Origin of the sequence: Paenibacillus sp. PAMC21692 (assembly GCF_014303795.1) — a bacterium.
Classification (GTDB): Bacteria; Bacillota; Bacilli; order Paenibacillales; family Paenibacillaceae; genus Pristimantibacillus; species Pristimantibacillus agaridevorans.
In genome coordinates this window covers 4,075,515-4,091,555 of sequence record NZ_CP060293.1, presented here as the reverse complement: position 1 = coordinate 4,091,555, position 16,041 = coordinate 4,075,515, and the positions used below count along the sequence as shown (strand labels likewise).

Annotated in this window: 12 protein-coding genes; 2 read left to right on the top strand and 10 right to left on the bottom strand. The window is 48.3% G+C overall.

The features are described from left to right. Window positions 1–34: 34 nt before the first annotated feature. The 8 genes from H7F31_RS16090 to H7F31_RS16055 all read right to left on the bottom strand — a co-directional run bounded on the left by H7F31_RS16090 (window position 35) and on the right by H7F31_RS16055 (window position 12,221). On the bottom strand, window positions 35–1,015 hold the full coding sequence (locus H7F31_RS16090; protein WP_187105016.1) for a carbohydrate ABC transporter permease: 981 nt from the start codon (window positions 1,013–1,015) through the stop codon (window positions 35–37). A gap of 9 nt (window positions 1,016–1,024) precedes the next feature. After that, window positions 1,025–1,909, bottom strand: coding sequence for a carbohydrate ABC transporter permease (locus tag H7F31_RS16085; RefSeq protein ID WP_187105015.1), 885 nt, complete (start codon window positions 1,907–1,909; stop codon window positions 1,025–1,027). Window position 1,910: 1 nt separating this feature from the next. Next, window positions 1,911–4,160, bottom strand: coding sequence for a DUF5696 domain-containing protein (locus H7F31_RS16080; RefSeq protein WP_187105014.1), 2,250 nt, complete (start codon window positions 4,158–4,160; stop codon window positions 1,911–1,913). Further along, the gene (locus tag H7F31_RS16075) at window positions 4,153–6,210 is read right to left on the bottom strand and encodes a YIP1 family protein (RefSeq protein ID WP_187105013.1); all 2,058 of its coding nucleotides are present in this window, start codon (window positions 6,208–6,210) and stop codon (window positions 4,153–4,155) included. The genes H7F31_RS16080 and H7F31_RS16075 overlap by 8 nt, the downstream gene beginning before the upstream one ends. Window positions 6,211–6,240: 30 nt before the next feature. Continuing rightward, window positions 6,241–7,107, bottom strand: a complete 867-nt coding sequence (locus H7F31_RS16070) for a carbohydrate ABC transporter permease (RefSeq protein ID WP_087568848.1) — start codon at window positions 7,105–7,107, stop codon at window positions 6,241–6,243. Next, entirely contained in the window at window positions 7,108–7,812 is a 705-nt protein-coding gene (locus H7F31_RS16065) for a carbohydrate ABC transporter permease (RefSeq protein ID WP_261800444.1), read from the bottom strand. It lies immediately after the preceding gene. Window positions 7,813–8,100: 288 nt separating this feature from the next. After that, the gene (locus tag H7F31_RS16060) at window positions 8,101–11,094 is read right to left on the bottom strand and encodes an extracellular solute-binding protein (RefSeq protein ID WP_187105011.1); all 2,994 of its coding nucleotides are present in this window, start codon (window positions 11,092–11,094) and stop codon (window positions 8,101–8,103) included. Beyond that, window positions 11,091–12,221, bottom strand: a complete 1,131-nt coding sequence (locus H7F31_RS16055; protein WP_187105010.1) for an ABC transporter ATP-binding protein — start codon at window positions 12,219–12,221, stop codon at window positions 11,091–11,093. Before H7F31_RS16055 ends, H7F31_RS16060 begins: the two co-directional genes overlap by 4 nt. Before the next feature lie 317 nt (window positions 12,222–12,538). Between H7F31_RS16055 and H7F31_RS16050 the strand changes: the two genes are divergently transcribed. Further along, window positions 12,539–13,909, top strand: a complete 1,371-nt coding sequence (locus H7F31_RS16050; RefSeq protein ID WP_187105009.1) for an ABC transporter substrate-binding protein — start codon at window positions 12,539–12,541, stop codon at window positions 13,907–13,909. 94 nt (window positions 13,910–14,003) lie between these two features. Next, the gene (locus tag H7F31_RS16045) at window positions 14,004–14,381 is read left to right on the top strand and encodes a RidA family protein (protein ID WP_187105008.1); all 378 of its coding nucleotides are present in this window, start codon (window positions 14,004–14,006) and stop codon (window positions 14,379–14,381) included. An 84-nt stretch (window positions 14,382–14,465) separates the two neighbouring features. On the opposite strand, the gene H7F31_RS16040 is transcribed toward H7F31_RS16045, so the two are convergent. Both H7F31_RS16040 and H7F31_RS16035 read right to left on the bottom strand, forming a co-directional pair. Further along, window positions 14,466–15,230: a creatininase family protein gene (locus H7F31_RS16040; protein WP_187105007.1), complete on the bottom strand. Its 765-nt coding sequence runs from the start codon at window positions 15,228–15,230 to the stop codon at window positions 14,466–14,468. Next, window positions 15,227–15,979, bottom strand: a complete 753-nt coding sequence (locus tag H7F31_RS16035; RefSeq protein ID WP_187105006.1) for an SDR family NAD(P)-dependent oxidoreductase — start codon at window positions 15,977–15,979, stop codon at window positions 15,227–15,229. Before H7F31_RS16035 ends, H7F31_RS16040 begins: the two co-directional genes overlap by 4 nt. Window positions 15,980–16,041 lie beyond the last annotated feature (62 nt).

Here is a 16,041-nt window from a genome sequence, read left to right as displayed (position 1 = left end):
GCTTTTTTGGCGAACGTCTCGTCGCGCATGACTGCTATTCTACAAGCCCCGTGCGTTCGATTCCTTCTGTAAACCAACGTTGAGCAATCAAGTACACAATTAGCGGCGGCATAATGATTAGAAATGCGGCTGCCATCTTCGGTCCCTCAGAGATGGGATCCTTGCCGTAAGCGCCTACGTTAACCACTTCGTTGCCCATCAACTCCGCCGTGAGCGAGTTCAATCTCATCGACAACGGGGTGAAGTCATTGCTCAGAAACATAGCCGCATCGCTGTTCATATTCCAATACCAGACGAACGAAAATAAGAACACGACAAGGCTTGCCGCGCCGGCAAGCGGCAGCATAATGCGGAAGAACAGGCGGAATATCGATGCTCCATCCATCTTGGCCGCTTCCTCCAGCGCTTTCGGCTGAGCCAGGAAAAACTGCCTGAAAATAATAATAAACAAAGCGCCGCGCAAACCCTGGCCGAACAACGCAGGGATAAATACAACAAGCGGCGTGTCTAGCCAGTTAAGCTGATCGTAAATCATATAGAGAGGTATAACGGTTATTTGCGGAGGAACGAGAAAAGTAACAATAATGAGAACAAAAAATATATTTTTCCCCGGAAAGCGCAGCCGTGCAAGCGCATAGCCGGTAATCGAGCAGGACAGCACCTGCAGCAGCGATCCTACAGAGGAAATGAAGATCGTATCCAAAAAGGCTTCGACATATCGCAACCCATCCCAAGCATCGATATAATTTTGCCAATACAGCTCTCGCGGTATTAGTTGTACGAGCGGGTCGATAAGATCGGGAACGCTCTTGAGGCTGGTTGAAATCATTTCGAGAATAGGCTGCAAGTAGAGGAACGCAATGACCGTCAGCAATACAAAAATGATCAATTTCGCGACCAGTCCATCGTTAACATTTTGACCGAGCAAAACCCGCTTAACCTGCTGCGATCTGCGGCTCGATAAAGTTTTTGTCACTTCCAGCCTGATCTGCTTAATGGAGTCTTCTATTTTCATCGTGCACACTCACCTTCCTTTTGTCGCACGGTAGGTCAGGCCCAACGTTACCGACAGCAACAGTAATACTAAGGCGAAATACAACCATGCCATTGCGCTTGCATAACCGTAGCCTGTCGTTGGAGAAAACATATTGCTCGTTATAATGCCCAAGATGCTGTTAAACGGAAAGGTGAACAAATCGACAATGGTGTAGACGGCGTTCAACCCTATAAAGGGGACCATGGCGGGAAAGGTGATTTTCCAAAAGCTCTCCCAGGGAGACGCGCCATCTACGCGAATGGCTTCATAGATCGTTTTCGGTATCGTCTGGAATCCAGCAATAAAGATTAAGATCTGCACGCCGGAATACCACAAAATAATAACGGCTTGACTAAGAATGCCAACAAGCGATGCCGCTGTCCGTTCATCAAAATTTTTATGAATGATGGCCTCAATATTATATTGCTCGATAAAGGGCAGCTCGCCTGCTCCCTGCGTAAATAGCTCCATCACCACTTGCCCTGTGGCAAAAATGACTGGCAGGAAAAAGATGGCGCGCATAGCTCCGCGGCCGGGAAACCTTTGATTGAGCAACAGAGCTACGAAGAAAGAGAAAATCAGGATTAGAGGGATGATGATGACCAATTCCTGCAATAACGTTATCAGCTCAATGCGATAATTGCTATTCTCAAACCATACCCGTTTATAGTTTTCAAGACCTACCCATGTGTAGGAGAACCCCCCGGCCCGAAAATAAAGCGTATTAAAGCTGTTGTATAAGGACCAGCCAACAGGAAAGGCGACAAATGCCGCAAATCCGATCATCCAGGGAAGCATAAACAAGTATCCGACTCCGTATTCTTGCATGCGGAAAACGAAAAGCCCTTTGCGCCGTGCTTTCTCGCTGTTCATCTTATTTCGCTCCCCCCTTCGTCACTTCGAATTGGTTCCTGTTGTAATCCACTTGTACGGTTGTGCCGTCCTCGTAAGTCGTTGCGTATACCCCTTCCGCCAGCTTCTCATGATCGAGGATTCGTTGATGATAAACGGAGGCGAGCTGGTTAAACTTCTCATACTCTTCTATGATCCGATCCTTCCAAATGTCATATTCGCTGCTAAAAATAAATACATAATCCGTATCCTTCAGCACCCGATTCTCCTCGTACGTAAGCCCGAAAAACGGGATAGCGCCGTATTCAATCGCTCTCAGAAGCTCCTTATCATAAACATTGCGTTCATTGGCAGGCGCCGCCGTATATTCGATCATTCCGTGAACGACGATTGGATAAAAAGGAACCATCTCATCGATGATCATATCGTAACTCCAATCGTATGGCAGCGATTGGACGAAATCGACATGCTGGAGCGAATAGCTGAAGCCTTTGTATACGCCGACTCCACCCAGCTCCTTGCGGGTATAATCGAGCAACGCCTCGTAATAGTAGGCCGTCTCCTTTCTTGTAAGCGGGGCATCTTCGTTGTGATCGCTGAACAATTCATCGCCTGGCCCGTCGATATAATGGATGCCGTCCACCCCAAGCTCCTTCAGTTGATCAATTACCTCTTTTTGCGCTTGGACGATTTTGATCGGATTGACAATGAATTCAATGTATGGTCGTATGCCTCCCTGTTTAAATTGCAGTACTGTCGAGTCGATCGAGCGAATGCCATCTGATTTGATATCGAAGGAAGAAGCTTTCGAATTTCTCCAAGCCGCATAATCTTCGAAATAAACCGTAAAACCTTTCTCATGCATGGAATGAATAAATCGCTTCGCTCCTTCGTTGCCGCCTAGCTCGCTGACAACGGGGAATCGATCATCCGTATCATATCGGCCGCTGTTCTGCCAACCTTGATAACTCAGCCTCATATTGGTCACGCCCTGCTGCATCAATTCTTCGACGATTTGCTCCGCTTGCTCGAAAGTGGTTGCCGGCTCATAATCGCTGCCGCCGAATTTCGGCTTTGTCCCTCCCCCTAAAAAAGACAACTGGATCGGCACATTGTCTGTCTGCGGCAACGGGCTGCCCAGCATGCCGTTTTCCTCCAGATACTCGCGATAGCTATGCGCCATGCCGACGTAATCCGCGGCCTCTCCGGACAGCAATCGATACTCCACGCTGCGGTCGTGCTGCGTCCTTTCCTTTTGAATGGTGATGACGAGTTGATCCGTAACTCCGCTTACTCTCCGACCATATTCTTCGCGATAGCTGAAGTTTGCGCTCGCCGTATGATAGCTGGATACTTGGCCGGGAAGCGCAGCTTTGATCGAAGCTGAGAATTGTCCGTCTTTTACGATCGCGGCAAATGCATGCTCTCCCCGTTTTAGGCCAAACACGGGATAGCCGATTTCTTCGCGTCTTCCCCTATTTTCATTGCTTACCTTCAAGCTTGCCATATCGGTTCCATAGATAGGAAATTCGTAGCTATTTATATTGGCTGGCCGCTTGCGGTCATAATAGATCAACCCGCCCGGCCCGTCCGGCACGAACAAGTATCCCGGCTCCTCCGCCTTTGACACCCCGCCAAAAAAAGGCAACAGATTAATGGCAAATACTTTGTTGTCGCCCGATTCTACAATGCCCTCGCTTGGTATGCGCGCTTCCAGCCCGTGCTCGGTCAAAACATATTGGATAACAAAGGACAGATGCAGTTCCGGATAGGTATAGTTAGCTTGAATCCCTTTGTCTCCCATTAACGTATAACTGATCTCGATTTTCGAATCTATCGAATTTTTCACCAAGCGTCTCGGCTGACTGCCAGATACGTATTCCAATATATAGGGAGATTCGAGATTGGCCAGCAAGGCTCCTTGAACGGTTTCTTTGCCAAGTTGCTCTTTGGACGGATTGCTTCGCCACAAGTAGCCGCTTTGCTTGTCGAGCACCGTAATTTGGCTTGTGCGAGGGTCAATCTTTAGTGTAAACGAGCCATTATCCGCAACGTCAACAAAGCCATCCCCCCCGGCAGCGGGAGGCTGCCACTGTTCACCCTCCTCAACTGCCATTAAGTCAATGGAATGCGGACGAATGCCCATGGACTGCAGGGACGGCTGCCGATCCCACCCCAAAATGATGACGGCGGCAGCAAGGATGACCACTGCGGAAGAGGCTGCTGCAATGCGTTGCCATCGTTTGCTGGTTGGCCATAGCCTTCTAGCCATAGTTAATCACCTCCCGGTACACTTGGTTAAAGAAATCAAGCAGGTTGCCGCTAAGCGCAACAAAAATAATGATAAAGATCCACATAACTCCAATGGTGAACAATGTAATTCCCGCATTTTTAAAGGATTCGAGAAAATCGAAGTTATGGATGACCTGCGTCATCACAAAGAGCAATAAAATGATCCACAGCCACTTGAGTTGATGGATGAGATCAATGACTATCCATTCTTCAAGTACCAATACATTGGAAAGGAGTGTAGCCGGAATCGTCATCACGATAAATGGAACGATCGCAAAGGTGCTTGCTTGAAGCACTTCCCGGAAACGGCCCTCGCCGCCCTTAACGGAGCTGACCAAATAATTGGCGATGATCCACGTTAACCAAGGCGCAATCAGCATAAGGAGAGAGAGTCTAACATTGAACCAGGCTAAATTGAAAGGATGGGCGATAAATCCGGAGCCAAATATCGAACAGATATGAACGCCGATTGCAAGCAATACGATTAAAATAATGACGAACCACGATATATTTCTTTCTTTCAGCCGGTAAAATCCATTATAAGGATGAAAGATTAAATAAATTGCATCACCTAATTCGCTTCCGTATTGCTTTACTTTAGGATGCCATGTCCGACTGTGAACGAATGTTTTCGCTCGTTTAAACAAGAAGACAAGCGCCGCTGTCAAAACGATCAATGAAACTAGAGAAACGAAGAAATATCGCTGGAGCCAGTCGTATCGAAGACTCCAGAAAGCATCCGAGTAACCCTCCGCATCATAAGACTGCTTAAAATACTCAATTGCAAGCTCATAGTCTCGATCATGAAGCGCAATTTTGCCAAGCCCGTTAAACGAAATGTTCAGCATGCCATTATGCCGAATAACTTCTTCCCAATAGGGCTTGCTCTTGGCATAATCGCCTTCGTAATAATAATAGGCTGCGGTTAGAAACGTGTCGCCGAAGCTCGTTCGCTTAAAGATATGAATCAGATTCGTGCCGCTGTCCGCTACCCATATGTCATTATTGGCATTGACGGCAAGACTCGAAGCAAAGCTGACCATCCCAAGCTGACGAGCATTTTTATCCGCTCCGCCCAGATAAAATAAAAGATCGCCCGTCGGATCATAGATGGCTATATTTCCGCTGACCCGATCCATCCCATACAAAAAGCCTAGGGGGTCGTAAGCGGTATCAACCAAATCATATTCGAAAAACGGTTTATTCTGAAAAGCGTCAAACCCGCCGGCATTCAGCTTCTTGATTTGCCCGTCGTTCGTTTTGCCCGTACTTGTCGTAAAAAGGAACCCGTCCCCCGTGAGCGTCACATTTTGAATCGAGTTTGGCCGTTTGGCTACTTCTTTAGCCAGCATTTCCTTTGAGAGGATCGACCTTTTCAACTGATCAAGCCACGTCAGCTTCGTTTTGTTCGCCCCAAAGAATCCGGTAAACTCGCCTTCCGGATTCATGCGAAGCAAGCCTTGATGCGTATCTTTAACGACGACATACATCACTCCGCGAGCATCCACAACCACCTTTGTAGGCAGAAAGTGATAGTCGTCGCCCAAAACGTTCGACGCCGGCTTGTCGTAGGTTTGCTCTACCTGACCATCCGCATTAAACTTGACAATGTTTCCTGCAGCCGTATTCGCCGCATAGATCGCGCCGTCTTCGGCAACAAACACCCCTTCCGGCTGATTAAGCGTGACCATGCCTTCCTCATCGCCAATACTCCGAATGTATTGGCCCTGCTCGTTGAATTGGACGATCCGATTATTGCCTGTATCTGCGACATAAACATCCCCATTGCCTGTGACAAACAAGTCGCTCGGCGTGCTAAGCGGCACTGCCATATCATTGCCGTCTATCACCTTCTCCGGGAGATAGATCGGTTGAACATAATACTGCATCCCGCCAACGGAATGGTCGATATACACCGTTCTATAAGGCGGACCGGCGGAAATAAGGGACGGAAAGAGCAAACAAAGCAGGCATAATAAGGCAATCACTTTTACTTTTAAAGGTCTAAAGCCATTTCGCATAAGGCTCATTGTCGACAGCCCCCCCTCTGTAGCCCCATCTTATTTCACACCTGAGTGCAGCATCGTTTGAATCATTTTTCGCTGGAATAATAGAAACATAATCAAGTTAGGCAGAAACATGATCAGACCTATGGCGGCGGCAAGGCTTGTCGCGGCAACGCCCGGCACGTTTACCACGAGCGCCGTAGCGTAATAGGCGAGCGTCTTCATTGTTTCTTTTGTCATGAAAAACGTGGAGGTTTCCACATCCAGATAGACGGCCTGGAACGTAATAATGGACACGGTAGCTACAGCCGGAGCCGTTAACGGAATAATGATTTTGGTAAAGATGTACATATCGGACGCTCCGTCGAGCTTGGCCGCTTCCGTTAGAGAAGCGGGGATCTGGTCGATGAATTGCCTCATTAAAAAAACCGCAAGCGGTGAAGCAAGAAACGGCAATATATGAGCGAAATAAGTGTCCTTAAGCCCTAAACCGCTAATGACCAGATAGCGGGGAATCGCTACCGTCTCTGGAGCAAACATAAGCGAGATTAGAATGAGCCCCATAATCATCGTTTTAAAGTGGAAGCGATGCTTGGACAGCACATACCCGGCCATTGTGCTCACCAGGATGACGGCCCCCGTGGCGATGGCCGAAATAACCGCGCTATTGAACAAATAACGCGTAAATGGCACTAACCCCGCCGTAGAACTCAGCAGAAGCTGCTCGAAGTTGCGCCAGGTAGGCTGCTTTACCAAAATCGTCGGCGGATATGCAAATAATTCATTAAGCGGCTTAAATGCATGATTAAACAAAAAGATGATGGGGATTAGCATAAATACCCCTACCGCTGTGAGAAATACGATCAGTACAATTCGAGGGAACGATATTTGCTTCCGCAGCTTTCGCACCGCATTTAACATCTACTGCTCCCCCTTTGAACCGAATAGGACAAAACAAATCCTCCATAATACGTAGCTCAATAGAAGCAGTACAACGGATAAGGCGGATGCATAACCCCATTCGTACCGGATAAAAGCATAATCATCGATATGGTTCGTGATGAGATGGCCGGCATAGTTCGGCGTAATTGTGACTCCCGTCAATTGCGTGGAAATGGCACCCGCCTTAAGAGTGCCGACAATGGCCATCACGGCGCTAAACAGCATCTGCGGCTTCATCGAAGGGATGGTAATGTAATAAACCTCCTGCAGACTGTTTTTAATTCCGTCGATTCGACCCGCTTCATACAGCTCCGTATTAACGGTTTGCAGGCCGCCGAGCATCGCCAGAAAACCGACCCCCATACTGGTCCACAAAGTCACGATAATCATAACGATCATCAAATATTTCGGATCCTGCAGCCATAATTGCGGGGACTCGATCATGCCAAATCGCAGCAATAAATTGTTTAAGTAACCGACCTGATCGCCGCTAAAGGTGGCCGCCCATACAACGGATAGGGCTACTCCGCCCACCATGGCCGGCGCATATAAGGCAAGCGTAAAATAATCGCGAATCGATTTGGGCAATTGATGAATCAGCCAAGCGAACACAAATGCCAGCAAATATCCTCCCGGTCCGACAATGATCGCGAATTTCAACGTATTAGGCAGCGTGTATTTCATAAACACAACATCTTGCGTCAGCATGTAAATAAACTGACTGAAGCCAACAAACCTGGGAAATTCGATCCCGTTAAAATTTGTTACGCTGAGCAGGGCTGCAATAAATACCGGAATTATAATAAAAAAAGCAAAGCAAAGCATAAAGGGCGCCAAAAACAAATAGGACATCCGATCACGCCAAACTTCCCGCATAAACTTTTTGACTCGGCGCGTATATAGGGGGGAAGTCTTTTTTGGGCCGGCTGCTGGCGGCTTAACCAATTCGGTATGTTGTGCGGACTCCATCGCTTACTCCCTTCTATATGGCTCGTCATATGGCGTAATGTGCAAATCGTAGTCATCAAGCATCCCGAATTCTTTCTGTTTCCTCTCCATCTCTCGCAGCAGGGAAAGCTGAGCTCTCTCCAGCGCCTCTCTTGGCGGATCGCCGCTGACGATCGTATCGTTCCATGCGAAATCCATCGCTCTTGCCAAGAAGTAATAACCCGGGACGTACGGAAGATTTTTTACCCACCGGTTTTGCTCATTCAACCTATTTAGCTCTTCTTCCGTCCATAACAAATTTTGAAGCGCGTTCGAGTTAGCCGTGTTCCACCGATAGGCGATGCCGGCAAACGACTCGATATCCAATCCATATTGGACTTGGGCTTCGTCAGAAGTCCACCACTCCAGAAACTTCCAGGCCTCTTCTTTTTTGTCGCTGGCCTCCATCATAAAAGCCGAGGTCGTTAATTGGGACGCCCAACGCTCTACCGTTCCGTCGTCCTGCCGCACGCCTGGCAAAGGCAGCATGCCCCAACGGCCGGTTAACTCCGGTGCCGCAGTCATCAACTGAACATACATCGTAAGATCGCCTACACCGACCGGTATGTCACCATCACGGAAGTGGTTAAAAAATACAGGTACATCCTTCGGGAGATTATATTTGCTGAACCACGCCGTCCATTGCTTGAAAGCAGCCAGGCCTTCCTCGCTCGTTAACTGCGGCTGCATGCCGTCCGCCGTAAAAAACTCGGTTCCTTGCTGATAATACGGCATGACAAAATCCGGCTTGGAAGTAAGAACATTGTCTTGCATCAAAGTGATTTTGGGGTACATAAAGTTCATGCCGTTCTCCTGAAGCGTCGGCAATATCGCCTCGACGTCTTCCCACGTATTCGGCGGCTCAAGCTTCAGCTGCTCAAAAATATCGGTTCGATAAAACAGCATGTTGTACATCTGCGTTTCCGGCAAGCCGTATACGCCTCCATCATATTGATACGAGCGCATAAGTCCGGAATTAAATCGATTTTTGACGTCGTCGAAGCCCGGATACTTCGACAAGTCTTCTGCCGCTCCGCGCATGGCGAATTCTACAGGCGTTTCCATCGCTATGCCCAATGCCAAATCCGGCTGATCGCCTGCCGCAGTGCTCATCATGAGCACATTCTGATTCGGGATCAGATTAACATTAACGTCAATGCCAGTATTCGGAGTAAACTCGCGCTCAATCATAACCTCCAGCAAATCCACATAATCCCTTCCGCGCATGACCCAAATCGTTAGCGCATCCTCATCATTGACCTCATTTGTGTCATACTGCTGAACAAACGTCCGCATGAAATTGGAGGCCGTATATTTGATGTTGTCCCATGTATTCGGCACCTTTAATTTCGGGTCTGTCCGAGGATTGCGCACGACGATATAATCCAACCTAAGCGACTGATTCTCGATCGTTGTGATCCAGGTGTTTATGCTCGTTTTTATTTCTGCAAATGCACTGATTTGATTCGGAATATTGTCAATATCTTCAACAAGCTTTTCAATCCGATTAACCGCCGCATCAAGCGCTGACGACGGATCGGTTGCCGCCTGGTTTAAACCTAGCAAATAGTCTCGAACACGGCCTATATTTTGCTGCACCGAACGCAGCTTCGATTCCATCTCCGGATCATACCTCGTTACCTCCCAAACCCGCGCCGTATCGAGATTCTGATCCGCCCCAAATCCGTAATTCCCCGAGATCAGACGAATATCTCGCTCTATCGCGGTCAGACTTGCATTAATCTCGCCAAGCGCTGCCACGACAGGGTAGATGGGAGAGTTATCCGCAATCATCGACAAACGATGTTTTCCTTCCGTTAAGTAGAACAAATAAGGTTCTTCGTTTTCGTCCGCAAGCGATTTGATCTCGTAGGCTCGATTTGGACGGAACGGGTAGTGCAGCATTTCCTGGAAAGGCACCTTCCCGTCGATCATAATCGTTCGGTACACGACGGCGTCCCCGACATAACCTTGAAAATACTTCAGATCGATTGCATAATGACCCGATTCGGGCACCGATATTTCCCATTCCAGTTCGTCGCCGGCCGTTTTCCAGGTCTCTCCGCCAACTCCGTTATAAATAAGCTTTCCTTTTGGATCCGGTGATGTAAAGGATTGCGATACGCTTAGCGTTCGGACGTTTACCGCCGATTTCCGATTAAATCGCTCCGCTTCGAACATCTGAAACCACTTATCCGATTCTGTTAGGGGAGGTCCTTCACTGATATACGACTCATAGGAAGGTATTTCTTCCGGCGTTGTTAATGTAAGCGAATACAAGGATACCATTCCGGCTACGCCGACCATACGAATCGTATGCGCTCCTTTGGTCAGCGCAAAACGCAGCGGTTCAGAGGATACCGAATAGTCCGTTGCTTTCCCGGCGTTCCAGCCCATCAGCTCCTCGGATACCGGGCGAATTTCATTGCCGATCGAGTTTCGTTCATAGGGAAACTGTCCATCCTTCCAGTAACGGGACAATCCGATACTCTTTGCTTCAAGAAATGGATATGTACCGTCTATCTGGATCCCGCGAATGATCCGAGCGAAACTTTCGCCGGTCGGCGCATAATCAATGACAAGATTATATAAACCGTCCTGAGGGACATCCACGATCCATTCGATCCAGCCTTTCCCATTACGCCAATCGATTACGTTCGCGAGCTTCTCGCCGTCCCTGCGCCGCGAAAGCTTTGCCTCCTCCGATGATGAGCTGTATTCGGTCGCCAGCACGGTTATACTTGCATGGTTAGACGGCTGCTGCGACTTATAGGTGTCGCTGAGCAATTGTTGTACATAAGGTACCAGCCCTTGATCGCCTTGCTCCGCTCCTTTACTCGTCAATTGAATCTCTTCCTCCGAAAGCACGGGATATACTTCCGGCTTCCCCTCAAACGCACGCCATGCGATGAATAATAGAATACATAGAGCAATAACTGCGATCATGACGATCCTGCGCGGCAAACCCCGGACCCTCATGCATATTCCCCCTTCGCCGCGAGCGATACTCCTCTTTCCTGATCAAAGAAATGAGCTTTGTCCATACGCAGCACAATGGTAATTGCATCTCCCACTTGAACGGCTGTATGCGCTTCCGTGCGAACGATCAACGTATCCTTTCCGAACGATGTATATAAGAACGTATTTGAACCCATTGGCTCGCGCATATCGACAACTGCGGACGCTTTCCAATCCGAATAGTTTTCTAGCGCCCAATCTTCGCATAAAATGTATTCAGGTCGAATTCCCATTACAATCTGGCGCAGGTTTGCCTTTGCCGACCGAATATGAGGGTAATAAAATTGCGGAATTTTTAATCTAACCCGCTTGGAGTCGAAATAATACTCATCATCGATGGACACGATCGATCCATTAATAAAATTCATCTGCGGCGTTCCAATAAACCCGGCAACAAATAAGTTATTCGGATAGTCATAAAGCGTCTGCGGGGCGGCAACCTGTTGGATCTTTCCATCCTTCATAACGACGATTCGGGTTCCCATAGTCATCGCTTCCGTCTGGTCATGCGTAACGTATACCATCGTCGTTTTTAATTGATTGTGCAGCTTGCTTATTTCCATCCGTGTCTGCGTCCGCAACTTGGCATCCAGATTCGACAATGGCTCATCCATTAGAAAGACTTGAGGTTCGCGAACAAGAGCGCGTCCCAGCGCAACACGTTGCTTCTGGCCGCCGGATAGTTGGCTTGGTTTCTTTGTGAGAAAGTGTGAAATTTCCAGCATTTTGGCTGCCCGATTTACACGCAGATCAATATCGCTCTTCGCCACTTTATGAAGCTGCAAGCCAAGCGCCATATTCTCGTAAACGGACAAGTTCGGATATAGGGCATAGTTTTGAAACACCATGGCAATATCTCGATTTTTGGGAGAAACATAGTTCATATATTTACCATCTATATAGATATCGCCCTGGGAAACCTCCTCCAAGCCGGCAAGCATTCTGAGAGTGGTAGACTTGCCGCAGCCAGAAGGACCGACCATGACCAGGAACTCTCCGTCAGCCACCTCCAAATGAAAATCGTTGACCGATGGTTCCGGCTCCCCCTTGTAGTATTTGTAAACATGATTAAAGGTTACGCTCCCCATACTAGGTCACCCCCAATTTCTAATTTATGAATCTTTTTCAAATACATAAATCAATAATAACAAATGGCTTCCATCTCGTAAACAATAATTTTGCTCTTTGCTTGATCATCGTTGCACAAGATCCAATCAACAATTATGTTTATGAATAAAATTCCTTGACATGAAATTCGTTCATGTTAAAATCAAAACATAAACGGCTTCCAAACTTTTCTTAATCGGGAGACGTAAGCGTTATCATTTAAAGGGGGGAGACTGCAAGCTACTTCTAGAAGCGGCAGCAGTGTCAGTTTGGCAATAAAAAAATGGAGGCGATGTCAATGAAAGCATTATGGAAGCAGTTCCGCAACAGAAACACCCTGCTTGGACTATCATTAATCATCCTCATACTTCCAATTTTATCTGCTTGCACGAATAACGGAAACAACAATCCGGCTCCAACTACTTCGGCAACACAAGCGCCGACTCAAGCAGCCGAGCAAACGCCGGCACCAGAGCCGCCGAAGGATCCGGTAACCTTAACGATGATGGGCTGGAATATCGGCACCTTCGGGCCTGTCATTGAAAAGTTCGAGGAGATGTATCCATGGATCACGATTGAAACGACAAACAAGATCAACGGCTATATTATCAAAAACGTTATAGCTGGCGAAAAGGTTGATCTTATCCTTGTCGACAACGGTTTGTCCGAATGGATGGCCGGCGATCTGCTGGTCGATATGAAACCATTTGTAGAGAAGGATCAACGCATCCAAAGCGCAAAGACAGTAGACAATTTGCTGAAATCATTCGAAACCGGCGGCAAGCAGTATGCCATGCCTTATTCCGATATTCCGATGTGGATTGTTGTCAACAAAGAGCTGATGACGAAATACGGCATTACGATGCCAAGCAATGACTGGACTTATGACGAACTCCTCGAAGTGGCAAAACAAGCTACGAATTCCGCCAATGGCGACTGGGGCGGGCATGGACTTCAGCAATTGGCCGAATTCAGAGCGATGGCTAACGGCAATGCAGCCGGCTGGCGTTATATGAATGAAGATTCTACTCATAGCGTGGCTCATACGCCGGGCGTGATGGCGGATCTGCAATGGATTCAAGAGCTGACAACCAAGTGGCATATCCAGCCAAATGCCGAAGAAATGGCTTCGCTTGGCATATCAGCAAATCCGGCAGAAGCGTTCTTGAACGGCAATATCCTGTTTTTCGTCGGCGCCGATTGGGAGCTGGAAGGCTTGAAGCAAGCTTCCTTCGAATGGGATGTGCTTCCAATGCCGAAAGGCACGGTAAAGCAAGCTACCGTTCATCAATCCGGTTCGATCTCGATTCCATCAAACTCTGAACATATCGAAGAAGCTTTCCTGTTTATCAGCTTCTTGTTTGATATTGAAGCCCAGAAAAAATTTATCGAAACGGGTTCCGCCGCTTTCGTCAAAGACCCTGCACTCGATAATTATTATGCTGAAGTGCCAATCTGGCAGGGCAAAAATGTTGACGCGATTAAACTGTCCGCGGATATGTGCTGCTTCTCCAGCGATCCGAATACGGTAGATCTCGGCTCGCTGGCCGGAATCAATAACGAAATTTCCACCATGCTGTTAAATGGCGGCAATTTGAGTGAATTGATACCTAAGATCGAGGCCTATAATACAAAAGCAATTGAAACCCGTGGAAGACTAGCCTGGTAAACGATTACGGAGATGCCTGTGAGGCTGACAGAGCTTAACTCTTCAGCCTCACCCTGACTATAAAGACTGGCGAACGGCAGAGAGGAACATAACATTGAACATAAAGAGACAAAGCTATGGAACAGAAGAGATCCCCTTTTCGCCATTCTCCGAGTCGGATTCTCATCTATTTGTATCCGGACAAGGCGGAAACGACCCGTTAACAGGCGAAATTAACATTGGCGACCTTGAAAGCCAAACTATCAATACTGTAAAAAATATCGAGATCATTCTTGGGCAGCGCGGTTTAACGCTGAAGGATGTGGTGAAGGTCAATATATTCTTGACTAATCGCCAGCATTATGCGCAATTCAATCAAATATACTCGCTTCTATTTCCACGACCCTATCCTGCGCGCACGCTCATCTATTGCGACTTGAATTTTGACCTGCTTGTCGAGATTGATGTGATAGCCAAGCTCAAACCTGTATGAGAAGATGCGTTCCCGTTCCCCGAATTCGTAATCGCTTCCGTCCTATGACCGTCGAAACTCCAAAGGGAGCCGCGACGGTCATTATCATTCCATAGATTTAATCGTGCGAATCAACCATAACGCAACGCTGTCAATAATGGCATCGAGGTAAATCCTCCCCTTTTCTTCGGTTGCGTGTATGGCTGCATCGGTATAACCATCAACGCCTGTCAGCTCCTGATGTCTGCCTATAAACGCACCAGGGGGTCCTGAATTGATCCATGGACGGCCAGTATGCTCTGATGCGATGCAATCCGTGCGCACCAAATCCGGTCTGATTGCCATCACAGCCGAAGTCTCGAACCCTCCGGCATGACCGGGCACCATGCCGACTTCACTTGCATTTACAGCCTGAAGCGCCTCGCGCGCCACGCTCCAATAGGAAGCCGAAGCTGTCCAGATGGGATATTGCACGGCAAGATCATTGGCGGTTTGATGCATAATCGGCTCGTTTCCGCCGTGCCCGTTTAGAAATATAATTTTGCTGAAGCCGTCTTTTACCAGACTTTCCCCGATATCGCGCAGAACATGCATATACGTCGTTGATGTTAAAGACAGAGTGCCGCCAAATGCCAGATGATGCTGGGAGCAGCCGATGGGAAGTAGCGGAGCAAGAAGAAGCGGCACGGAGTCTAATGCTTGCTCTGCCGCTTTTACAGCGATAAATTCGCCAATTATGCTGTCCGTAAATACCGGGAGATGCGGACCATGCTGCTCCGTAGCGGCAAGAGGGATGACGACCGCATAACCTTGCCGCGCCATCGATGTGATTTCTTCGCGCGTATAATCGCTAAACGATACTCGTTTCATTGATGGAACCCCCCGTCTACCGCATACAAAGAGCCTGTTACGTAAGAGGCGGCGTCTGACAGCAGGAAGGCGGCAACCTCGTTTACCTCGTCCGCTCTGGCGCTTCGGCCGAGCCAGACATTGCGGACAATCGCCTCCTTCTCCTTCTCCGATTGTCTGGCCAGCCCTTCGTCCGAACTGAAGTCGCCGGGGACAAGCACATTGGCCCTAATGCCGTCACGCGCATAATCTTGTGCCAGCACGCGAGTGAAGTGATTGAGGCCCGCCTTGGCCGTTCCGTAAGGGGAGCATTCCGGCGATGGAATTTGTCCCAGAATGGAAGAAGTGTTGACGATCGAGCCGCCGCCGGACCTTATCATTAACGGCAGCCCATACTTGCTTACCAGGAACGTGCTTGTCATGGTTCCTCTAATCGTCTCCTCCCATTCCTGCAGCGACAACTCGGTCGCGCGCTTCCATACGCTCGTATATACATTATGATAAATGCCATCCAGCCTGCCGAAACATCGCTCAATCTCGGCGAACATATCGATCATCTGATCCTCCGAGCTAGCATCCGCCTGGTGAAATACGATTCGTTTAACGCCATATTCATCGCGAATCCGCTCCATTTCGGGAAACTGGGTAATTGGCGTTCGATCACAGCAAAACAAAACTGCCCCCCGCTCCAGAAACATCGATATTGCCGATCGCCCCAATGCGCCTAAGCTCCCGGTTATCAGCACGACTTTATTTTGCAATATTGTCATAGAGTACTCACCGCTTTCGGTAGAGGTTTAACCTCGCCAATCATACCTATTCTTACTTGATC

Excerpts from the sequence above, each read along its gene's own strand:
- H7F31_RS16080 (WP_187105014.1), bottom strand. The coding sequence starts at position 4,160 with ATGGCTAGAAGGCTATGGCCAACCAGCAAACGATGGCAACGCATTGCA.
- H7F31_RS16060 (WP_187105011.1), bottom strand. The coding sequence starts at position 11,094 with ATGAGGGTCCGGGGTTTGCCGCGCAGGATCGTCATGATCGCAGTTATT.
- H7F31_RS16065 (WP_261800444.1), bottom strand. The coding sequence starts at position 7,812 with ATGAAATACACGCTGCCTAATACGTTGAAATTCGCGATCATTGTCGGA.
- H7F31_RS16075 (WP_187105013.1), bottom strand. The coding sequence starts at position 6,210 with ATGAGCCTTATGCGAAATGGCTTTAGACCTTTAAAAGTAAAAGTGATT.
- H7F31_RS16070 (WP_087568848.1), bottom strand. The coding sequence starts at position 7,107 with ATGTTAAATGCGGTGCGAAAGCTGCGGAAGCAAATATCGTTCCCTCGA.
- H7F31_RS16085 (WP_187105015.1), bottom strand. The coding sequence starts at position 1,909 with ATGAACAGCGAGAAAGCACGGCGCAAAGGGCTTTTCGTTTTCCGCATG.
- H7F31_RS16035 (WP_187105006.1), bottom strand. The coding sequence starts at position 15,979 with ATGACAATATTGCAAAATAAAGTCGTGCTGATAACCGGGAGCTTAGGC.
- H7F31_RS16055 (WP_187105010.1), bottom strand. The coding sequence starts at position 12,221 with ATGGGGAGCGTAACCTTTAATCATGTTTACAAATACTACAAGGGGGAG.
- H7F31_RS16040 (WP_187105007.1), bottom strand. The coding sequence starts at position 15,230 with ATGAAACGAGTATCGTTTAGCGATTATACGCGCGAAGAAATCACATCG.
- H7F31_RS16050 (WP_187105009.1), top strand. The coding sequence starts at position 12,539 with ATGAAAGCATTATGGAAGCAGTTCCGCAACAGAAACACCCTGCTTGGA.
- H7F31_RS16090 (WP_187105016.1), bottom strand. The coding sequence starts at position 1,015 with ATGAAAATAGAAGACTCCATTAAGCAGATCAGGCTGGAAGTGACAAAA.